This is a genomic window from Lacrimispora sphenoides (genome assembly GCF_900105215.1).
GTDB classification, from domain to species: Bacteria; Bacillota; Clostridia; order Lachnospirales; family Lachnospiraceae; genus Lacrimispora; species Lacrimispora sphenoides_A.
This window is the reverse complement of sequence record NZ_FOIP01000001.1, coordinates 1,897,538-1,919,177: the sequence shown is the minus strand read 5'-3', so window position 1 is coordinate 1,919,177 and position 21,640 is coordinate 1,897,538. Positions and strand designations below refer to the sequence as shown.

The window sequence follows — 21,640 nt, the reverse complement described above, 5'->3', positions numbered from 1 at the left end:
CCGATTACCTCTAAATTGTCCAGGCAAAAATGAGATACCGTTTTTACGGTATCTCATAGCTTTTAATTTTATTCCATTGTATCTCTTTGCTCCATATCAGTAATCAAAGAAAAATCATTATATTTTTAAGTCAATGTCTGGACATATACTCTGCTTAAAGTGGAATATATTTTCCGGGTCGTATTTGCATTTAATTTGCATAAGTTCCTGATAATTGGTGCCATAATATGCCTTGGGCCAGTCTTTGATAAAAACATCAGGCCAATTGACGTAGGTTCCATTTACATATTTTAACATGGCTCTTCTTAGACTTTCTACCCAATGTATGTTTGGCTCTTTTTCTTTATCAGCTTTCCAGCGTGTTATATACTGCATGATATAGTTTGCATCACGATGGAAATAGGCCGTTCCATCTGGAGGAACCTCCCTGACTGCCCCTGCCAGACTCTGAAATTGAACTGAGTTATCTTTATTGGGGGAAGTTTCCATAAAGCAAAGCAGGGTATCTAATGCCTCATCAGGTAAACTATGATACACGAAAGCTCCAGTGTTTTTAAATTTATGAGGGCCCAGCCCACCATCAAATTTTATTACTGCTTCAATATATGGAATTGTTTGAATATCTATCTGAATTGGATTGCCTGCGGCAATTAATGGTTTTAGTAAGCATCTCAGTTGATCCTCATTGCCTAAAAATTCACCGGCAGAAGTAATACGACCGTCTTCCTTGGTAAATAGGTCTATAATCGATGTCAGCCGTTCATCAACAAACGGCGCCCAAGACTGCCATACTTTGATGACCTCTCCGGCATCCGACCAATCCCAGGTGATATTATAAACGGCAACATCTGAAATAGGATGAACCTTAAAAATAAATGACGTTACTATCCCAAAGTTTCCGCCCCCGCCTCCTCGGGATGCCCAAAAAAGATCAGGATGCGTGCATCGGTCAGCGCAAATTACTTCTCCCTCTGCATTGACCATCTCGACTGCTATTAAGTTGTCACAAAGCAGGCCCATCTCTCTTGTCAGCATGCCGAATCCCCCTCCCAGTGTAATACCGGCAATGCCAACGCTTGGACATGTTCCTCCCGGAATAGTAACACCTCTATCCCATAAAAACTCGTAAATTGGCAACAGGGTGGCTCCGGCTCCGATCGTTGCTTCCATATTGGTTTCATCAAAAATGATTTTATCCATTTCGCTTACATCTATGACGATTCCATCATTCAATATAGAAAAAGCTTCATAACTGTGCCCACCACTGCGGGCACGTAATGAAATACAATTCTCTCTTGTCCATTTTACCGCATTAATTGCATCCTGGGTGTCCTGGCAGAATACAATAGCCAGGGGATACTTTGAGAATCTCGTATTATAATCCCTACGGGCAATCTCATAACATGGATCATCTGGAAGAACAATTCGGCCAGTGAGCTTCGTCATTTTGATCCTTTGCCTCCAAACAGCATTTTTATTCATTATATATAACATATGCCTTCTGTTTTGACTTTAACAATTATTTTAAGATCCACACGGATATGATTATGCTGTAGGCTATGCAAACGGCTTAACCATAAGGATTTTCGGCACCAAGGGGTCCATTGAATGGAGGCCGGAACAGCCGAATCAGCTAAAGGTCACGTTAAAAGGACAGCCATCAGCTATTTATGAAAGAGGTACCGGATATATTACCGGAAGAGCTGCCAGGCTGAACCGTATTCCTAGCGGACACACTGAAGGCTATTACGAAGCTTTCGCCAATGTCTACAAAACGTATGGATTTCCCTAAAATTGAAGATGGGGTTGAAGGTGTAAAGTCTCTTACTGTCTATAATTATATAGCTAGTAATTGTTAGCAAATCACATGTTTACCCTCGAAACTCAATGAATTCGCCATCAGGGCCTTGAAAAACAACTCTTTTCCAGCCTTTTTCCTGTTGCGTTCTGGGCTCGGGAATATGTGGCTCAGTCACAACCGGGACCCCTGCGTTCTTAAGCCTTTGATAATCTGAATCAAAATCATCGCTAATGAGACAGAAATGATACCCCTTATTCTCCTTTTCATTTGTCCAGTGTTCAAACTCTAACACGGTATCGCCTAACTGAAGGTAAACAACCTTCTCAAGGTTCGGCACTCCGGGAACATCGTGTTCAAAATATCTTTTAAAACCAAAGTTTTTTTCATAAAAATCAATCGACTTTTGTCTGTCTTTTACCGAAAATGCAACATGGTCTATTCGTGTAAACATAAAACAATACCTCCTGCATTGAATCTTAAATTTTTATATTTATAGTTTAATCCTTTTTGGATGTTTCAATTTTAATCTGCAGTACCACCCAATTATCAGAACTTGTATTATTGAATCCGTGTGTCTCACCATTTGGGGAGAAAATGATATCCTTTTCCTTCACATGCATTTCTTCATTGTTTATAGTAATGGTACCTTCACCAGAAATTACATAAAAGACTTCATCGATATCCGAATGCTTATGATCTGGTGTTGTTTGTCCTGGGGCATATAGTAAAAGTCCTGTATCCAACTGGCCTTCTTTAAAAATTGCCTTACGCGCACTTTTATCAGCTGCAAAATCTAGAATATCGTTAATATTAATTTTTTTCATATTTAACTCCTATCTATTGAAATAGTATTCAGCAATTATTCTCCATTTAAATCGAAACCAACTGATTTGAATGGTACTGCTGTATATTCACTATAATATCGTTACAAACTTTTTGCAAGAAGGCACTATTTTGTGCTATACTAACCAAACAGTAAGTAAACACAATACTTGATAGGAGTGATCATAATGCCGTGTGATAAATTATGCCCTATTGAGCATACCGTCAATCTGATCGGGCATAAATGGAAGGTACTTATTCTGAGAAATTTATTCAATAACGGTACACAAAGATTTATTGAACTCAGTAAAGGAATCAACGGAATAAGTCAGAAGATGCTGACTCAACAGCTCCGCCAGTTGGAGGCCGATGGGATAATTGATAGAAAGGTTTATCCAGAGGTACCGCCAAAGGTCGAATATTCTCTAACGGAACTTGGAAAATCATTAAGTCCGATTATGGAGGAAATGAATCGATGGGGATTAGAGCATCTAAAACAAAGCAATCTGAATAAGCAAAATAATGGATAGTTTTAATTCCAACATTCAAATCTCATTTTTATTGAAAAAAGGAATGCAGGCGTAAGTTAAACACCGGCATTCCTCTTTCTATATTTCTTTACTTCATCAAAATCTATAATACAACGGAAGAGCAAATCTACCGCTTTTTGTCATTCTTTGAAATTTTATTAAAACTCCTTTTTTCTTTTAATGTTCCATCTGCTGTCATTCGATACTTTTTCTTTGAAGATGAAACACGATCTATGGAAGCTGTATGCAATGACTCTCTCTTTGGCGATGCACCCGATTTCGCTGTTTTTGCTGTATCTCTTCTTGGCTGCACCACCTTTATCGCCGGAAAGTTGTTCTTTAATGGGTATGGATGATCTTTTATTTCTGTTATTTTCTTCCCTATCAATTTTTCAATATCGTTAAGTTGTCCTTTTTCATCAAAATCGCAAAAAGATATTGCTGTTCCACCAAGTCCTGCCCTGCCTGTTCGCCCAATACGATGCACATACGTCTCTGGTATATCTGGCAGGTCATAATTAATAACATGGGTTAGTTCATCTATGTCTATTCCTCTTGCCGCGATATCTGTTGCAAGCAATATTCGCAATGTTTTGTTTTTAAAGTTGTTTAATGCACTCTGACGCGCTCCCTGTGATTTATCACCATGAATTGCCCGCGCAATCACACCATCTCTTGATAATTGCTTCATTAGGCGATCCGCCCCGTGCTTGGTTCGTGTAAATACCAGCGCTGAATCTATGTTTTGATCTTTTAGAATGTGCAAAAGCAAATCCTTCTTATTACATTTATCAACAAAATACAGATACTGCTCGATGGTATCCACTGTTGATGATACCGGAGTGATTTCTATTTTCGCAGGAGTCTTTAATATCGTACTAGCCAGCTTGGCGATGTCTGGCGGCATCGTAGCCGAGAAAAGTAATGTTTGCTTTTTTAAAGGTGTTTTGGCAATGATCCTTTTAACATCATGAATAAATCCCATATCCAGCATGCGGTCAGCTTCGTCCAATATAAATATTTTAATATGTTCTATATTTATAATATTTTGATCGATTAAGGCCAATAGTCTTCCTGGTGTTGCCACCAGTATATCTACCCCTTGCTTTAAACTTTCTTCCTGAGGCTTTTGAGATACTCCCCCGAAGACTACACAACATTTTAAATCCGTGAATTTCCCATAAGTATTAAAACTTTCATAAATTTGCAGAGCGAGCTCTCTCGTCGGTGTTACGATCAGAGCCCTTATATTTTGTTTTGCCCGGTGAGGCATTTTTTCTTCACTTAGCAGCTGAATCGTCGGTATGGCAAAAGCAGCTGTTTTTCCGGTGCCAGTCTGGGCACAACCAAGTAAATCCCTGCCGCTTAATATAACTGGTATTGCCTCTTCCTGTATCGGTGTAGGAACATCGTAATTTTCCTTTTCCAAAGCCTTAATAATTTCAGGCATAATATTTAATTCTTTAAATTGCATAAATTCTCCTTTTAATCTGTATTGTTTTAATTTATCTATATATGACGCTTGACCAAGCCAGTCCATTTAGAACGGCATGATCGGCTGACTTTTAATTATTTCGATTTTTACCTCCCCACTCACACATCTCTTCCAAAACGGGTAATAGAGTTTCTGCTTTATCTGTCAGACTGTACTCTACTTTAGGAGGGATCTGAGGAAACTCTTTTCGGTTCACCAGTCCATCCGCCTCCAATTCTTTTAATTGAGAACTCAATACTTTAAAAGTAATAGTACCTAATTGTCTTTTCAGTTCATTAAAGCGAATCGGTTGATTTTCGGCTAAAAGGTATATAATAACCATTTTCCATTTACCGCCAATCACTGATATTGTATAACCAAAAGGTGTATCCTGAATATTTTTAACTTCACCATTAAAATCCGCCATGCCCATGTTTACATACACTATCCTTTCGAATAGTACCTATCAATATAGTGCGTACTATTCTTTTATTTTAGCTTAGTATATACTAAGCTCACTCTAAAGTAAAGGAGAGATAATAATGGCTAATATTTATACCTACAACCACGGTCTTCCATGGGAAGACGAACACGGCATCGCCCAAGGCTACTGCGTTAACGGCACTCTATATATTTCGGGTCAATTCTCCCATGATATACAGGGCACGTTTGTTGGAGAGGGCGATATCGAGATACAGACAAGACAAACGCTGGAGAATCTTGACCGCGTACTGGCAGGATTTGGCGCTGCCAGATCGAGCATCGCAGAGATGGAGATTTTTCTGACTGACCCTCAAGAACATTTTGAAAAGTGCATTCGTATTTTCAAGGAGTATGTGGGTGATCATCGACCAGCCGGCACCCTAGTCGGTGTGTCAGGCATGGCCTTCCCTGACCAGCTGATTGAAATTCGTGCTATAGCACATATTAGCTAAGTCGTTCACAGGGTTACAAGACGCCAGGAGATCAGGCATCGAGTTCACCAGAAAAAATGAACCGCTCCCTTACTTTTTGACAGGGAGCAGTTCATTTTACACCTCTGTTATTTATCAACCCTGGATTAAGAAATCCTAAAGTTACCGATGAAACGGTTAACCATGAGCCACAGGATTATCAGCTTCCCCATGATCTTTACCGAATTCAGGATCACGGATACGGCCAATGATAATAATTGCTACGATGAAAATAGAAAATGTAAACACAAATGGCAGGCGGCGGTCAATACTTGATAACCAGCCAGCAAAATAGCCAAATGGTGAGGCAAAAGCAATGGTAAAGGACATAATCAAAGCATTAATACGAGCACGCTCCTTCGGATTAATATTTAGCTGGAGCAAGGCATCTTTACGAGGCATTACAAGGGCACTGGCTACTGCTGCAACAAAGACATAAATGATGATAAATGGCATACCACCGATCGGAGTCAGTATCAGAAGAATCGAACATGCAGCATACAATACAAGACCAATCCACATCGGTATCCGGAATTTTACAGATTCCAAGCGGTGCTGTACTCCAATCATGAAAATCAACATCACAGCCGCATTTAAAATAGGAAAAAAAGCCAGATAGCGGTCCGCTATACCTAACCTCTGTGTTACATACAAGCTAAAGAAGTTGGTACTGACAAGATTCGTTATATGTAATATCACAGAGACAATAAGCACTTTCATAATCTCTTTGTCCATTAGCACTTTGGGTATCAGATCCTTGTATTCATATAACATCTGTAAAACAGTGGTATCTTTTGTCTCAGTCATACGAATCTTACCTTGCCGGGTTTCATCACAATACCGAAAAGTAACAATCACCTTAATCAGCATATTCACAGCAAAAACAAAATATAAAACACGGACAACCGGAACCACGGTAAAGGAATTTATCAGCAATCCTGATATTGGTGCAAAAAAGATTGCAACTAGACCACCTATGTTCACCCAGGTATAGATTCCTAATAAATCCTTGGAATCTGCATCTTCAATCAATAAGCAATACCATGCAGTCTGGTTAATCTGCTCAAAACTGTTAAATAAAACTGCAATTAAAAAGAACCAAAAGTTACCCGAAACAGACCATATCAGACAAGCAACACACCAACCAAAGAAATCACCCATCATGGTTGTAAACTTGCGGCCAAACTTATCGGTGATGATACCGCCGAAGAAGGAAAAAAACACCTGGACAAACATGGCAACCGATAGAATCAGTCCGATTTGAACGTCCGTTATTCCCTGCGTATACATATATAATGTAGCAAAAGGTGCAATCAAGTTATACGGAATACCCCAGAGCGGTTCCATCAAAATCAGAGTTCTTGGATTCCCTTTGTTATTTTTTAATAATTCAATTAATGGGTGCTTCCGCAGAGTTTTTATTTTTTGTACTGTATTCACTGGTTTCTCCATTTTCCCCGCCTCGGTTCCGAGATAGAATCCTGATAACCTGAGGTTTACCAATCAACATCCACTGTTATCCCTACATGAATCACTTTAATATATCATTATTTAATAGTGAAAACATATTTAAATCCTGTTGTTTATTTCGAAAAAAAGCATATCCCCTTAATAAGCCTTCGTAATCAAACCCTATCTTCTTTAACAATTTTTCTGAGTTCTTGTTTTCAGGATATACGATAGCTTCAATTCTTGACAATTGCATATGGCTAAAACCATATTCTATCATTGGTTTTATTGCTTCTTTTGCATAACCTTTATCCCAATAATCTTCATGTAATTCGTATCCAATTTCAGCTCTTTTGTGTCTATGATTCCAATTATGAAATCCACAGGTACCAATTATTATATTTGATTCTTTTAGTTCAATCCCCCAACGTATTGCGAAATCTTCGTTAAACGAATTTTTATAACGAATGATAATACCTTTCGCTGTTTCTACATCTATTAAGGGAAACATTCCAAAATATTCCGTAACCTTCTCAGATGCCAGAACAGAATACACCCTTAACGCATCATCTTCAACTAATTCTCTAAGTATTAACCGATCTGTGGATAAAACTGGAAATTCACTCGGCAAAATTCTATTATCCATAAAATTAACCTCCTTAGCCTGGATTAGACAATACCTTATCTTTCACCAGCATGGGCGATTAATTTTCGAAACGATTCTTCAAACTGTATGTCATCTTCCAGAGTTCTTTTTCTTGGTCCGCTCAGATGATGTTTAGATTTTGCTCTCCTTGCAGCTTTTGCCATATGCCGCTCCATAAGAAGTTGATCTATGTTGTCATTGGTATACCATCTTCCAGATTGATGAATCGCATAAGCATCTTTTCCCAATACCATTGCTGCTACACCATAATCCTGCGTTACCACAATATCACCAGATTTACACAGGTTAACCAATGCAAAATCGACTGCATCTGCTCCTGCTCCGATAACTTTTATCACGCTATAATTGGACTGTAACACATGATTGGTATCGCATAGGAGACATACTTCTATCTTATTCTCTTCTGCTATCTTTTCCACGATTTTAACTACCGGACAGGCGTCTGCATCCACATAAATCTTCATTTACATCTTCCCCCTCATTCAGCATACTTTAACAAACAGTCACCTCCACATATACTCTACTATTAAATCCTTTATATTACAAGTTCCATTTTCCTCATTCTATCATAACAGATCACAGCTTTGCTCTTATTCTATATTTCGACTTCCGTTAAGGTTAAATTCATCGCTCTCCCTCCGACCTTGACTTCAAAAATTTTATTTTCCTTTACAGCTAAAGACACTCGGATTTCAGAAGGCCTTTTCATAGAATAACCTTGTTCAAAAATAATGTGTGAAGCTTGCTCCTCGTTGATTTTTCCATAGTGGTACAAATAACAACCAAGTGCACCGCTCGATGTTCCTGTGGCAGATTCCTCCGGGATACCATATAAGGGAGCAAAGTTTCTACAATAAGCGTTAGCACCATGTAAGGATTTCAAAGAAAAAACATGGTATCCAACAGTATTGTACTTCTGGCTGATTTCTTTTACTTTTTTCATATCCGGTCTGATCGCATCTAAAATCTCAATGCTTCTTACAGGAACCATAATATCCCGAAGCCCTGTTGATACAACTTGAACCAACAAGTCTGCTGAAATTTGGGAAGTACTGATGTTCAAGGAATCTGCTACTTCATCTTTATCTATAACTTCTGAAAATACAGGAATCGATTGATCCATCATAACGAAATTATCGTTATGAATTTCAATGCCAAGTATTCCTGCTCTGGTTTCTTGCTCATACTTACCTTGTTTTAACAAATTTAGACTTGACATTGCATAGAAGGTGGCAATCGTAGCATGACCACATAAGTCCACCTCTTCATTCGGTGTAAAGAATCTCACTTTAAAATCTGCCGCGTTTGATTGTAATACAAAAGCAGTTTCACTGAATCCAAGAACAGCAGCAATTTTTCTCATTTCTTCCTCAGATAATGAATCTGCATTCATAACAACACCTGCTGGGTTTCCGCCTTCTTTTGTTTTAGCAAAAGAATTTAATGTGTATACGTCTATTTTCATATATTTCCAAGCTCCAATTTATGGTATATTACGACTTAATCCGACAACAACTTCTGTATGCAACACCTGAGGAAACATGTCACACCCTCTGACCTTCTCCACCTCATACCCTCTCTCAGCCAGGTACTTCATATCTCTTGCCAATGTAGCCGAATCACAGCTCACATACACCACTCTCTTCGGCGCCATCTTCACAATGGTGTTTAAGCACGCCTCATCACAGCCCTTTCTGGGAGGATCCACCACAATTACGTCCGCAAACACATGATTCTTCTCATACTGCTCCGGCAGAACTTCTTCCGCCTTCCCAACAAAGAACTCCACGTTATCCAATCCATTTAATCTGGCATTCTCCCTGGCATCCTCAATGGCCTGAGGCACGATCTCTACTCCATACACCTTTTTTGCCTTTTGTGCTAGGAAAAGCGAGATGGTTCCAATCCCGCAGTAAAGATCCCAAACCGTTTCCCCTCCGGTAAGTCCTGCATACTCAAGAGCAGTGCCATAGAGCTTTTCCGTCTGCACCGGATTCACCTGATAAAAGGAAAGGGGAGAAATGCGGTATTTCACATCGCCGATATAATCCGTAATATAACCTGGTCCATAAAGATTTTCCACCCGGTCTCCTAAGATCACATTGGTCCTATCCTTATTGATATTAAAAGAAATACTGGTCATACCCGGAATTTCCAGTAGACGATTCACCAGTTCCCCGCTATGAGGCAGGCTTTTTCCATTAATAACCTGACAGACCATAAGTTCACCGGTCCGAAACCCTTTACGGATCAAGGTATGACGGATCAGCCCCTTATGAGTGGCTTCGTCATAAGGCATAAGGTGATACCGCTCCATATGCGCCTTGATCCGACTTAGGACCTCCCGGTTCTCCTCTACCCCCAGAAGACAATCCTCACAATCTATGATCGAATGGGTGCGTCCCGCATAAAATCCCACAATGATGTTCCCATCCTTATCCAGTCCCCATGGAAACTGCGCCTTATTCCTATATCTCCATGGCTCGTCCATCCCCATAATAGGCAGCATGGGAACTTCAGTAAAACCGCCGATCCTGGTAATATTGTTATAAATCTTCCGTTCTTTATACCGAAGCTGTTCCTCATAATCCATTGCCTGAAGCTGACAGCCGCCGCAGGGCCCTGCAACCGGACATTTGGGTGTCACACGGTTTACAGACGGCTCCGTGATCCGCTCCAGCTTTGCAAACCCATAGGACTTCTTGGTTTTCATCACCTTTGCCTGGGCCTTATCTCCTATAATTGTATCCTTAATAAACCAGGTAAATCCATCGGTCTTACCGATGCCTTCCCCGGTTTCGCTCATATCCTCAATCACTACCTCTATCCGATCATTCTTCTTCCACTCTGCCATCATAACCTCCTGTTTCCACATACCCGCTTCCAAGCTTATTCTCACGCCTTGCCCGAAGCATTTCCAGGCCCAAAACCTCTTGAAGCCGGTACCATATACACATCTTGAACTTATTGTAACTTCTTTTTCCACAAGAAGCAAGAAAACCTTTTACGGCCTGTGGACAAAAAAACGGGAGCAGGGTGGATCCGGTAAGACGCTCCGTCTTCCTTTCTCTCCCAGCTCCCGGAAATTTATCTGCCTTTTCCGTTGGCTTTTTCCATATGGATATTTTTTCCTTTGATTTTAACATCCTTCATAGCCTGTAATACTGTGTCGGCACTTTCTCTTGGCACCTCTACGAATGTATACTTATCATACATATCAATGCTTCCGACCATCTTACCCGGCATACCAGACTCTCCGGCAATGGCGCCCAGAATATCTCCTGGCTTCACATTCTGGTTCTTTCCAATGTTAATGAACAGGCGGGCCATATCTTCTCTGGAAGAAGAAGAATCATATCTTCCTCCCCGGCCATTTCCATTACCGTTTCTGCTGCTGCGGCCACGGTTTCCGCCGCCATATAGGCTTTCCAGATCATCAAGAGAACGAGGCTCTCTTGTATCGATGATATCCTCATTCTCCTCGCCAATCATCATCTTCAGCAAAGCTGCTGCCAGATCAAGGGAGGTATAATCCTCTTCCAAAAGCTTCTTTTCAATGATGTTCACCATCTTGCTTAAATCAGTATCTCCAATGGTATCAGCCACATTTTCCAGAACCTTATCCACCTTAATGGCTGTTACGTCATTTAAGGAAGGGATTGCCTGAGGAATGATCTTGGTCTTGCAGTAACGCTGGATATCGCGAAGCTTATAAACTTCCTTACCCACTACAAAACTGAAGGCAATACCCTCACGGCCTGCTCGACCGGTACGGCCGATTCTGTGAACATAATATTCGTCATCCTGGGGAAGGTCGTAGTTAAACACGGCCTCTACGTCGTCTACGTCGATTCCACGGGCTGCAACATCAGTTGCCACAAGGATCTCTGTCTTGCCGTTACGGAAGCTGTTCATGACCCTGTCACGCTGGATCTGCTTTAAGTCTCCATGAAGTCCTTCCGCAAAGTAACCGCGTCCCTGAAGAGCCTGAACCAGTTCGTCTACCTGCTTTTTGGTATTACAGAAAACAACGGACAGCTTTGGTGCATACATATCAAGCAGACGGCACATAACTTCTACCTTGCTCTTAGGCTTTACTTCATAATAATACTGGGTTACCTTGGGAACGGTCAGTTCTTTCTTTACTACCTTAACGGTAACCGGCTCCTGCTGGAACTTTCTGGCAATTTCCATGATAGCAGGCGGCATGGTAGCGGAGAACATAACCGTCTGGCGCTCATCCGGAAGCTGGCTTAAAATAGTTTCCATATCCTCAAGGAATCCCATATTTAACATCTCATCGGCTTCATCCATGACTACCGTATGAACGTTCTCGAATTTCACGGTCTTCCTGCGCATATGGTCCATAACACGTCCAGGAGTTCCGATAATGATCTGAGTACCGTCTTTTAAAGAACGGATCTGTTTTACAATGTCCTGTCCTCCGTAAATCGGAAGGACTTTCACACCGTGCATGTATTTTGCAAGCCTGCGGATTTCATCTGCCACCTGAATGGCAAGCTCTCTGGTAGGACAGAGGGCAACCGCCTGTAGCTTTTTCACCTTAGGATCAATCTTCTGCAACATTGGGATGCCAAAGGCTGCTGTTTTACCGGTTCCTGTCTGAGCCTGCCCAACGATATCCCTTCCCTCAGCCTGGACCGGAATGGCCTGGGCCTGGATCGGAGATGCCTCTTCAAATCCCATGTCTGCTACTGCCCGCAGAATTCTTTCATCTAACTGTAATTCATCAAATCTAATTGTTTCCATAAATGCTTGGTTCCTTTCTTACGGCCAACCGGCTTCCCATGTTGCCGACGGCCTCGCACACACTTTTCGCAAACAAAACGAGAGGCATCAGGCACGTTTCAGACCTTCATCCTCTCGCTTCACACAAAGATATACTATAGCAGATTTTTTTTTGAGTGTCAAGGGCAATGACTTGAATTTCCCGCAACTTTTCAATAGGAAATAATTACCAATTTCCTTAATCCCTATCTTTTTAGCCAGCCGTTCTTATTGAAATACCATATCTCTACCAGAATAATGATAACACTGGCTGTCACACAGACCTGATAGCCGTAATTCCAGTTAAGTTCTGGCATATTTTTAAAATTCATGCCATACCAGCCGGCGATCAGAGTGAGGGGCATGAAGATCACAGTGACCATTGTGAGAAAGGACAGTACATGGTTTTGCTTCATATCTATATGCACCTGATACATTTCCCGGATCTGCAGGGCATATTCCCTTAATTCCTTTCCATGCTCGGTAAGCCTTGCCATACGGCCGGAAAACAGATGGAACAGTGCACAGTCTTCATCCTTTAATAACCCATTATAATTTTCCGTCAAGGTTTGGCTGATATTTAATAGTTGTCCATAGTAGGAAGAAATCTTTGCCAGCTCTTTCCTCGCCCTTAGTATGGCTCCCGGAACATCGCTCCGCTCTCTTTTTCCGCTCATGATCCGGTCTTCCATTGCTGCCAGCTTTTCCTCATACTTCTGTAAAAATTCAATCTCATCCTTTACCTGGTACTCCAGAAACTCAAAAAACATATGGGAAACACATGTCTTGTCAAAGTACTGGATCCGTTCCATATCATGAAGTATTTTTTCCGCTTCCCCGCTGTCATCAATAAGTATAAGCCGGCTTTGGTCCATGTAATAGCCAAACACTACGGGCCTGCCAAAAAGCTCCTTTTTAACAGGAATAACAAGGGTTCCAACGATACAGTCCTTTAATAAGTCTGCCCTGCAATACTGCGCCCTTTCCAAACTTTTCATCAGCAAATGGTCCTGATACTTCGTATGGTATTCTTTCCAGTATTCTTCCTTGCTCATGATCTCCACAAGGGCCTCCTCTTCCGGAACCACCTCATCCGTTCCCACGGGAACCAGCCTTTTCTTTATTCGATAACGCACGTTTCTTTCCTCCTGCCGATGTATATTTATCAGGCTTCCTCACCCAATCCCTGCCAGCCTGTTCCTTTATCCAATTTTATCCCTGGTTCTCTTCCATGTCAACAAAACAGGCCCTTTTGGCGAAAAACCGGGCATTCACCCGCGTTTCGCCAAAAAGGCCTGTATTTACAAAAGCTTCCTATTCTATTCGCCATACAGCTGGTGCACAATCTCAGCGATCAACTTTGCAGTTCCTGTAACTCCAAGAAGGGAGGAGTCGATCATCAGATTCTTATGCTTCGGATCACCTGGCAGATAACCGGCGTATTTCTTATGATAGGCATTTCTGGCCTTGTCTACGGAGGCGATCATTCGTTTCCCCTCACTCTCAGTCATGCCAAGAGTGTTCACACAGTTTTCCAGCCTTTTTTCATAAGATGCATAAATGAATATATTGATGTTGTTCTTTTCCTTTTCCAGTAAGTAATCCGAGCATCTTCCTACCAGGATGCAGCTGGACTTTTTGGCCAGATCCAGGATAATGCCTTTTTGAACATCAAAAATAATATCCTGGATATAAGTCTCGTCAGTCCCCAAAGGAAACATGCGGGGCAAAAAGCTTTGCTTTGACTTTTCTTCTTCATCGCTGACCGTGGAAACAGGAAGGTTCAACTGCTTTGCGACCTCCTCCACAATATCACGGTCATAGAATTCCACTCCCAGCTCTCTGGACAGCGCCTTGGCGATGGACCGCCCCAGGCTTCCGAATTCACGGGTAATGGTGATAGTAAACTTTTTCATGTCAAGATGATCCTCCCTAACCAGTCACAATGGTTTTCTGATATCCCCTCACCGCGCAGCTAAGGGCAAAGCAGATGGTAAAATAGCAGAGAGCTTCAAAACCGAATAAAAGCAGCATGCCTCTGACATCGTATATGCTTCCAAGAACAACGGAGCAGTTTCTCATAAACTCCGCCACATCCACCATCTTTAAGAAAGAAGTGTCTTTGATGATGGTGATCACCTGGCTGAGCAGGGCCGGAATCACCTTCTTATACATTTGGGGAAGCACGATAAATATAAGAGTCTCTATAAAGCTGAATCCCTGGGACTGGGCTCCCTCGAACTGCCCTTTAGGAATGGAGTTTAAGCCCCCCCGGAATATTTCAGCCATGACCGCTGAGGTGAAAAGGGAAATCGCAAACACTGATACTCCTACCTTATTCCCCTTTACTGTGAAATAGATCCAGAGTATCCACAAAAGATTGGGTGTACAGCGGAAAAATTCCGTATAGGCAGCCACAAGCCCTCCTGTCCACTTCCATTTCCCTGATGAATAGGTCCTGATAAGAGCCAGGATCGTTCCGAAAAATGTACTGATAACGGTGGCTAGAACAGCAATCATGACCGTCATTCTTAGGCCCTTCAGCATGAAAGTCACATTAGCCGGTGTAAATATCTGATGAAATAATTCTAACATGCTGCCTCCTCATCTGCCTTAATATCAAGCGTTTTTGCTACGGGAAGCCGCATGGATCTGATTTCCAGATAACGGGCCAGCCTTGCCAATGGGAAACAGATGATAAAGTACATCACGGCGCTTGTAAAATACGCCTGGGCAAAGTATCCCCGGTCAGCTCCCCAGGAATCCGTAAAATACATAAGGTCCATACCAGCCACCATAGCCAGAATGGAGGTATTCTTCACCAGATTCAGCGCCTGATTCGCAAGAGGCGGCATAATAATCTTTATAGTCTGAGGCAGAATGATATGATACATGGTATCCAGATAGGAAAAGCCCTGAGACGAAGCTGCCTCGGACTGGCCTTTTGGTATGGCTTCGATACCGGTCCTTAAAACCTCTGATATATAGGCGCCATGATAGACACCTACCCCGATCACGCCCAGCACGAACTTGGGAATCCTGAAACCTGAGCTGGAAAATACCATAGGCAGCACAGAATAATAGCACAATACCTGCAAAGCCAGAGGCGTATTCTGTATGAATTCCACATAAATTCGTGAAATTATCTTTAATGGCTTAAATTTAGCCGTGGAAAACATACCAAATATCACTCCCAGGACCAGCGCAACGGCCAGCCCCACCAGTGATATTTTAAGCGTCATAAGAAAGCCCGGTATATAATATTCGGGAAATGCCTGAAACAGGGCATTCCAGCGTTTTGCATCAAAAAGACCTTTTATCATGTCATCTATCCTTTACATAAGGGTTTACTGCAATCCCCATTTGTCCTGAAGATTCATAAGAGAACCGTCAGAAATCATGGAAGTCACTTTATCATCAACAAGAGCTGCAAGCCCTGCATTCTCTTTTGCTGCTGCAACACCATAATCCTGTTCCGCGAAACGGTCCTGTAAGATCTGGTTGCCGTCGTTTAAATAGCCTGCCAGAATCGCACGGTCTACGGAAAAGCAGTCGATCTGATTGGTTGCCAGTGCCTGAGCCAGCGCCGGATAACCGTCAAACTCCTGGAACTGAGGATTTACCTTGTATCCTTTTTCATCAACATATTTCTTAAAGCCGTCCTTTGTCGTAGAGGACTGGGCAACTCCGATGATCTTGCCATCCAGATCTTCGATGGACTCGATCCCGGAACTCTTATTTACCAGAAGTCCTACCGCGTCGGTAAAATATGGGGTAGAGAAGTTATAAGTTTCTTTTCTTTCCGGTGTAATGGTAAAGGTAGCGATAACCAGATCGATCTCTCCGTTCTCTAAGAGAGGTCCTCTTGTCTTAGCGGTTACGCCCTGGAATTCTACCAGCTTCTTTTCTTTTGCTTCATCTGCGGTGCATCCGAAGATGGAGCCGGCAATCTCATAAGCCAGGTCATCCTCAAAGCCTTCATATTCTCCGGTAGCCGTATTCTGTAAGCTGAACTTTGGAATATCTGCCTTACAGCCAACCTTTAAAACTCCGCGGTCAATAATTTTCTGTACGTCTGCTGTGGCTTTTCCGCCTGCTGCATCTGAGCCAGCCGCTCCTTCCTTTGCAGTAGACTCAGCTGGAGCAGCCGTAGTAGCCTCCGGAGCCTTTGCGCCGCATGCAGTTAAAGATGCCACAGTCGCAAAAGCAAGGGCAAGTGATAACATTTTCTTCATCATAATTGGTTCCCTCCTCATTAATATAATTTAATCAACATCCTAATGAAGGATCTTGCTTAAAAACGCTTTGGTCCGCTCATGTTCCGGACATTCAAAAAAGTGTTCCGGCGTTCCCTCTTCCAGGATGTAGCCTCCATCCATGAAGATCACCCGGTCTGCCACCTGGCGTGCAAAGCCCATTTCATGAGTCACACAGATCATGGTGATGTTCTCATGAGCCAGCTCCACCATAACATTTAAAACCTCCTGAACCATCTCAGGATCCAGTGCAGAGGTAGGCTCATCAAAGAGTATTAAGGGCTGTTTGGTGCATAAAGCCCTAGCTATTGCCACTCTCTGCTGCTGACCGCCGGAGAGCTGGATCGGATAATTTCCCGCTTTTTCCTTTAAACCGACTCGTTCCAGGCATTTGATGGCATTCTTCTTTGCCTCTTCCTTGGGAACATGCTGCAGCTTAATGGGTGCTAAAGTCAGATTTTCTAAGACAGTCAGATGGGGATATAAATTGAATTGCTGAAAGACCATAGAGGAATACTTTTTAGCCATTTCCAAATGGTTCTTTTTTGTCACTTCCGTGCCTGCCACGGTTATCTTTCCGCTGGTTGGTTCCTCTAAGTAGTTGATGCAGCGGATAAAGGTGGACTTTCCTGAGCCGGAGGGTCCGATTATGACCAGCTTTTCGCCCTCCTTTACTGTCAGGCTTATATCCTTTAAAACCTCTAAATCTCCGAAGTTCTTCTTTAAGTTTTCAACTTTCACCATATCTGGCATAATTCCATCCCCTTTCCTCTTATTTCTTGTTTATGTCTTTTGGACACAAGGCGTTCTGTATTTCTTCCTAAAAATATGCAAAAAGACGCCTTAGAGTTTGAATGTCTTAAGCGTCTTTGCTTAGTCTTTTTTAATTGTTGTTATTATAAAAAGTTTTATTTGAAAAGTCAAGGATTATTTTCGTTTTATCCTTTAATTGGCAGACAAGAGCATGCCACAAAATGTTCGGGTGAAACCTCTTTCATCTCCGGCACAGCCCTGCTGCATTCTTCCACAGCATACATGCATCTGGTATGGAAATGGCAGCCGGAAGGCACATGCATGGGGCTTGGAAGTTCTCCATGAAGCATCAGCCGCTTTGACTTTGCAGAAAGCTGGGGATCAGCTACCGGGATAGCAGAAAGAAGCGCCTTTGTATAAGGATGAAGAGGATTTTCATACAGTTCGTCGCTGTCTGCGATCTCCACCAGTCTGCCTAAATACATGACGCCGATCCGTGTGGAAATATGGCGTACCATGGACAGATCATGAGCTACAAACAGATAAGTGAGCCCCATTTCCTCCTGTAAATCCTCCAGCATGTTTACTACCTGTGCCTGAATGGAAACATCCAGGGCAGAGATCGGTTCGTCGCAGAGTAAAAATTCCGGTTCTACTGCCAATGCCCTGGCAATTCCGATTCTCTGACGCTGGCCTCCGGAAAACTCATAGGCATACTTGTACATGTCATCCGGCTTCATTCCAACCTTTTTAAGCATCTCTTCGATTCTGCCGTCCACCTCGCTTGCCGCTATGCCAGATACCGCCGCCATGGACTCTCCAATGATCTCCCGCACATTGTGATGAGGATCCAGAGCTGAATAGGGATCCTGGAAAATGATCTGCATCTGCCGGTGGATAGGAAGTAACTTACTGCCCTTTACCCTGGTGATATCCTGCCCCTTAAACAGGATAGACCCGCTGGTGGGATCGTACATACGGATTAAGGTCCGTCCTAAGGTGGATTTCCCGCAGCCGGATTCTCCTACCAGTCCAAAGGTTTCCCCTTTTCGGATAGTAATATTCACACCGTCCACTGCCTTTACCTCTGCCTTCTTGCGGCCGAAAAAGTCCTTGGCCGGAAAATATTTACATACCTCCCTGGCTTCCAGCAGGATTTCCTGGTTCCTGTTATCCATATCAGTCTACCTTCCTTTCCCTTGCATCCAGTTCCTCTGCCGAATAGATACACATGGCTCTCTGGGTGTCCGAATATACCCGGTACTTGGGAATTCCCTTCTCACACTGTTCACAGGCAAATTTACACCGCTCAGCAAAGGGACAGCCATCCGGGGGATCGATTAAGGACGGAGCCATTCCCGGGATTGGTTCCAGCCGCTTCCGGTCCCCTGTCTGAGGTTTGGGAATTGCCTGAAGAAGGGCCCTGGTATAGGGATGCTTAGGCGAATAAAAGATTTCTTCGGTAAGCCCCTCTTCCATCATAAGTCCGCCATACATAACCATGATCCGGCGGCTTAAGCTTGCCACCACTCCAAGATCATGAGTGATGAGTATGATACTCATTCCCGTTTCATCCTGCAGCTTTTTCAAAAGTTCCAGGATCTGGGCCTGAATGGTAACATCAAGAGCCGTAGTCGGCTCATCTGCAATCAGTAACTTCGGCCGGCAGCAAAGGGCCATGGCAATTAACACCCTCTGTCTCATACCTCCGGAAAATTCATGAGGATACTGATTGAGCCTCTTTTCGGGAGATGGGATTCCCACCTGTTCCAAAACTGCAACCGCTTCCTTCTGAGCAGCACGCTTATCCATCCCCCTATGGCGTTTCAGCACCTCTGTCAGATGAAAGCCAATGGTTCTTAATGGGTTCAAAGCCGTCATGGGGTCCTGGAAAACCATGGCGATCTCTTTTCCCCTCATCTTTCTTTGCTGCTCCGGTGTCATTTCAAGTATGTTCTTATCCATAAATAAAATCTGGTCCGCGGTGACCTCTGCATTCTCCGGCATCAGGCCCATGATGGATTTCATCAGAACACTTTTACCGCTGCCGGATTCCCCCACAACGGCCAGGATTTCCTGATAGCCTGCATAAAAGCTTACGCCGCGAACCGCCTTTACCGATTTCCCGTGGGTGTGGAAGGTGGTATGCACATTTTGGACGGACAGGATTTTATCATCGTTTTTCTTTATCTCTTCCAATTCCTGTTTCCTCGCTTTACTCTTTTTCGTCGTTCATAATTTTAGGTTCCACGAAAACCCGGAGCAGATTTCCCAGCTTATTAAAAGCAAATATCGTAATGATGATCAAAAGTCCTGGGATCAGCGCCATGTAAAAGGTATTCTGCATGGTTCCCTGAGCATTTTGCAAAAGACTTCCCCAGGAAGACATCGGCTGTTGGACACCAACTCCCAGGAAACTTAAGGAAGACTCTGTCATAATTGCATTGGCCATGCTTGTGGTCGCCGATACAATGATCGTAGGAAATACGGAAGGTATGATATGACTAATAATGATCTTCCAGATACCCACGCCGGAAAACTCCGCATAAAGGATGAATTCTCTTTCCTTAAGGGAGAGAGTCTCGGCCCGCACCAGCCTGGCAATCTCCATCCAGGTAAAAAAGCCGATAACCAGAATGATGGACTTTAATCCTGGCCTTAAAAAGATGCTGACAACGGTTACCAGGATCATCCAAGGAATTGAATACAGGACATCTACGATACGCATAAGAACCATATCCACCAGCCCGCCGCAGAAGCCGGAAATGGTTCCCACTGCCACGCCAATGGTAAGGCTTGTTAGCATGGCCAAAAATCCCACCAGCAGGGAAACACGGCCGCCGTAGATAACTCTGGCAAAATAATCCCGTCCAACTTCATCGGTCCCGAACCAGTGTCCGGCAGACGGAGGCTGAAGTCGGTTTGCAATGTTGGTGGCATTAGGCTCCACAGGAAGAAGGGGCGCAATGAGTGCAAATAAAATGATTAATCCCAAAAGAATCAGGGAAATGACTGCCGCCTTATCATGCTTTAATGCCAGGAATACGCTGTCCACTCTCACGGATCTGTTTTTCTTTTTGTTCACTTCGTTTCTTATCATCTTCTGTCACCCCATTTCCCTGATTCGCGGATCCGTGATACAGTATAGGATATCCGACAGAAGGTTACCAAGAATAACGAGGGAAGAGGACAGAACCAGAACGATCATGACGATGGGATAATCCATGCCCTGGATCGCCTTGATAAAATAAGGTCCGACACCCGGCCACCCAAATACGGTCTCCGTAATGATGGCACCTGTTACCAGAAGCTGAAGAGCCATGCCAAGCCTGGTAATAATGGGAAGCAGGACGTTCTTACAGACATGCTTAAACATAATTTCCCCTCTGGAAGCGCCAAAGGCCCGCTGAACCAGCACATAGTCCTCAGAAAACTGGGTGACTGTGGAAGAACGGACAAACTTAACATTAGCCGGTAAAAATGCAAAGGTAAGGGTGATAAAAGGCATAATAAAATGCCTTAGAAAATCCGCCATAGAAGCTTCCTTTCCTACGGAATGCATTCCTACGATGGGAAGAAGCTTAAGCTTATAACCCAGGACAAAAATCAAAAGCATGGAAAACCAGAAGGAAGGAACGGCGATCGCTACGGAAGAGAATCCGTCTATCACTTTGTCTGCTGCCTTATTCTTGTGGGAGCCTGCCAAAAGTCCCAGTATGATTGCCAGGATATAAGCGGTTCCATAGGCCGGTAGTACCAGTTTTATGGTGTTTGGAATCCTCACAGCAAGATCCCCGGCAATGCTTTGCTTGGTTACGATGGAATATCCGAAATTCCCGTTCAATATCCCGTTCAGCCAGCGTAAATACTGGATGAACAGAGGCTTGTCGTACCCATATTTGGCCTTAATCAATTCAATTGTTTCCGGAGACATCTTTGGTGTTGTCATTGCATCAATGGCATTATACGGTGCAAAATGCATCAAAGCAAAACATAGAATTGTGATTAAAAGGACCATGGGTATGGCTGTCAATATCCGTCTTAATATATATTTCGCCATATGGTTTCTCCTTATATATAGAAAGAGGTGTCTGCCGCAGGATTCCAGCAGCAGAACACCCTTTCCTCTTCACAGCTGATCCACAAC

25 protein-coding genes are annotated in these 21,640 nt (G+C 43.0%); 3 read left to right on the top strand and 22 right to left on the bottom strand.

All coding sequences use genetic code 11. From position 1 onward, the window contains the following. Positions 1-117 precede the first annotated feature (117 nt). Positions 118-1,446 (bottom strand): FAD-binding oxidoreductase, encoded by a 1,329-nt coding sequence (locus tag BMW45_RS08840; protein WP_092242374.1) that lies wholly within the window; start codon positions 1,444-1,446, stop codon positions 118-120. 130 nt (positions 1,447-1,576) lie between these two features. On the opposite strand from BMW45_RS08840, the gene BMW45_RS28935 reads away from it, so the two are divergent. Continuing rightward, positions 1,577-1,792: a hypothetical protein gene (locus BMW45_RS28935; RefSeq protein WP_416388663.1), complete on the top strand. Its 216-nt coding sequence runs from the start codon at positions 1,577-1,579 to the stop codon at positions 1,790-1,792. A gap of 79 nt (positions 1,793-1,871) precedes the next feature. Here BMW45_RS28935 and BMW45_RS08830 read toward each other — a convergent pair whose 3' ends face one another. Together BMW45_RS08830 and BMW45_RS08825 are read right to left on the bottom strand one after the other, a co-directional pair. Next, a complete protein-coding gene (locus BMW45_RS08830) occupies positions 1,872-2,252 on the bottom strand; it encodes a VOC family protein (RefSeq protein ID WP_092242372.1) in 381 nt (126 codons plus the stop codon). A 46-nt stretch (positions 2,253-2,298) separates the two neighbouring features. Continuing rightward, on the bottom strand, positions 2,299-2,625 hold the full coding sequence (locus BMW45_RS08825; protein ID WP_092242370.1) for a cupin domain-containing protein: 327 nt from the start codon (positions 2,623-2,625) through the stop codon (positions 2,299-2,301). 186 nt (positions 2,626-2,811) lie between these two features. Here BMW45_RS08825 and BMW45_RS08820 point away from each other — a divergent pair, with 186 nt between their 5' ends. Then, positions 2,812-3,153, top strand: coding sequence for a winged helix-turn-helix transcriptional regulator (locus BMW45_RS08820; RefSeq protein ID WP_054791353.1), 342 nt, complete (start codon positions 2,812-2,814; stop codon positions 3,151-3,153). A gap of 127 nt (positions 3,154-3,280) precedes the next feature. Here BMW45_RS08820 and BMW45_RS08815 read toward each other — a convergent pair whose 3' ends face one another. Next, the gene (locus tag BMW45_RS08815) at positions 3,281-4,627 is read right to left on the bottom strand and encodes a DEAD/DEAH box helicase (protein ID WP_092242368.1); all 1,347 of its coding nucleotides are present in this window, start codon (positions 4,625-4,627) and stop codon (positions 3,281-3,283) included. 91 nt (positions 4,628-4,718) lie between these two features. Continuing rightward, on the bottom strand, positions 4,719-5,060 hold the full coding sequence (locus BMW45_RS08810; protein ID WP_092242366.1) for a winged helix-turn-helix transcriptional regulator: 342 nt from the start codon (positions 5,058-5,060) through the stop codon (positions 4,719-4,721). A 109-nt stretch (positions 5,061-5,169) separates the two neighbouring features. Between BMW45_RS08810 and BMW45_RS08805 the strand changes: the two genes are divergently transcribed. After that, positions 5,170-5,562 carry a RidA family protein gene (locus BMW45_RS08805; protein ID WP_092242363.1) on the top strand — a complete coding sequence of 131 codons (393 nt, stop codon included), beginning with the start codon at positions 5,170-5,172 and terminating at the stop codon, positions 5,560-5,562. A gap of 156 nt (positions 5,563-5,718) precedes the next feature. Here the strand turns inward: BMW45_RS08805 and BMW45_RS08800 are convergent, their stop codons facing one another. From BMW45_RS08800 to BMW45_RS08720, 17 genes are all read right to left on the bottom strand, one after another. After that, a complete protein-coding gene (locus tag BMW45_RS08800) occupies positions 5,719-7,032 on the bottom strand; it encodes an MFS transporter (protein ID WP_092242361.1) in 1,314 nt (437 codons plus the stop codon). 79 nt (positions 7,033-7,111) lie between these two features. Next, complete coding sequence (locus tag BMW45_RS08795; protein ID WP_092242358.1) at positions 7,112-7,675, bottom strand: GNAT family N-acetyltransferase; 564 nt, start codon at positions 7,673-7,675, stop codon at positions 7,112-7,114. 35 nt (positions 7,676-7,710) lie between these two features. Beyond that, positions 7,711-8,160, bottom strand: coding sequence for a YaiI/YqxD family protein (locus tag BMW45_RS08790; RefSeq protein ID WP_092242355.1), 450 nt, complete (start codon positions 8,158-8,160; stop codon positions 7,711-7,713). A 131-nt stretch (positions 8,161-8,291) separates the two neighbouring features. After that, complete coding sequence (locus tag BMW45_RS08785; RefSeq protein WP_025230204.1) at positions 8,292-9,161, bottom strand: PhzF family phenazine biosynthesis protein; 870 nt, start codon at positions 9,159-9,161, stop codon at positions 8,292-8,294. A gap of 18 nt (positions 9,162-9,179) precedes the next feature. After that, entirely contained in the window at positions 9,180-10,571 is a 1,392-nt protein-coding gene (gene rlmD / locus BMW45_RS08780) for a 23S rRNA (uracil(1939)-C(5))-methyltransferase RlmD (protein WP_242882956.1), read from the bottom strand. Next, on the bottom strand, positions 10,528-10,842 hold the full coding sequence (locus BMW45_RS08775) for a hypothetical protein (RefSeq protein WP_092242349.1): 315 nt from the start codon (positions 10,840-10,842) through the stop codon (positions 10,528-10,530). Before BMW45_RS08775 ends, rlmD begins: the two co-directional genes overlap by 44 nt. Then, positions 10,784-12,466, bottom strand: coding sequence for a DEAD/DEAH box helicase (locus BMW45_RS08770; protein ID WP_092242346.1), 1,683 nt, complete (start codon positions 12,464-12,466; stop codon positions 10,784-10,786). Before BMW45_RS08770 ends, BMW45_RS08775 begins: the two co-directional genes overlap by 59 nt. Positions 12,467-12,690: 224 nt before the next feature. After that, positions 12,691-13,620: a magnesium transporter CorA family protein gene (locus BMW45_RS08765; RefSeq protein ID WP_092242343.1), complete on the bottom strand. Its 930-nt coding sequence runs from the start codon at positions 13,618-13,620 to the stop codon at positions 12,691-12,693. Positions 13,621-13,803: 183 nt separating this feature from the next. Next, positions 13,804-14,400, bottom strand: coding sequence for a cytidylate kinase-like family protein (locus BMW45_RS08760; RefSeq protein ID WP_092242340.1), 597 nt, complete (start codon positions 14,398-14,400; stop codon positions 13,804-13,806). A gap of 16 nt (positions 14,401-14,416) precedes the next feature. Further along, a complete protein-coding gene (locus BMW45_RS08755) occupies positions 14,417-15,079 on the bottom strand; it encodes an amino acid ABC transporter permease (RefSeq protein ID WP_092242338.1) in 663 nt (220 codons plus the stop codon). Then, entirely contained in the window at positions 15,073-15,807 is a 735-nt protein-coding gene (locus BMW45_RS08750; RefSeq protein ID WP_092242335.1) for an amino acid ABC transporter permease, read from the bottom strand. Before BMW45_RS08750 ends, BMW45_RS08755 begins: the two co-directional genes overlap by 7 nt. Before the next feature lie 24 nt (positions 15,808-15,831). Continuing rightward, on the bottom strand, positions 15,832-16,722 hold the full coding sequence (locus BMW45_RS08745; RefSeq protein WP_092242331.1) for a transporter substrate-binding domain-containing protein: 891 nt from the start codon (positions 16,720-16,722) through the stop codon (positions 15,832-15,834). Between the two features lie 39 nt (positions 16,723-16,761). Further along, positions 16,762-17,493, bottom strand: coding sequence for an amino acid ABC transporter ATP-binding protein (locus BMW45_RS08740; RefSeq protein WP_024345981.1), 732 nt, complete (start codon positions 17,491-17,493; stop codon positions 16,762-16,764). A 185-nt stretch (positions 17,494-17,678) separates the two neighbouring features. After that, the gene (locus tag BMW45_RS08735; protein WP_092242328.1) at positions 17,679-18,671 is read right to left on the bottom strand and encodes an ABC transporter ATP-binding protein; all 993 of its coding nucleotides are present in this window, start codon (positions 18,669-18,671) and stop codon (positions 17,679-17,681) included. A 1-nt stretch (position 18,672) separates the two neighbouring features. Further along, positions 18,673-19,692: an ABC transporter ATP-binding protein gene (locus tag BMW45_RS08730; RefSeq protein ID WP_092242325.1), complete on the bottom strand. Its 1,020-nt coding sequence runs from the start codon at positions 19,690-19,692 to the stop codon at positions 18,673-18,675. A gap of 16 nt (positions 19,693-19,708) precedes the next feature. Beyond that, positions 19,709-20,593: an ABC transporter permease gene (locus tag BMW45_RS08725; protein ID WP_207649064.1), complete on the bottom strand. Its 885-nt coding sequence runs from the start codon at positions 20,591-20,593 to the stop codon at positions 19,709-19,711. Positions 20,594-20,599: 6 nt separating this feature from the next. Then, the gene (locus BMW45_RS08720; RefSeq protein ID WP_025230216.1) at positions 20,600-21,553 is read right to left on the bottom strand and encodes an ABC transporter permease; all 954 of its coding nucleotides are present in this window, start codon (positions 21,551-21,553) and stop codon (positions 20,600-20,602) included. Positions 21,554-21,640: the final 87 nt, after the last annotated feature.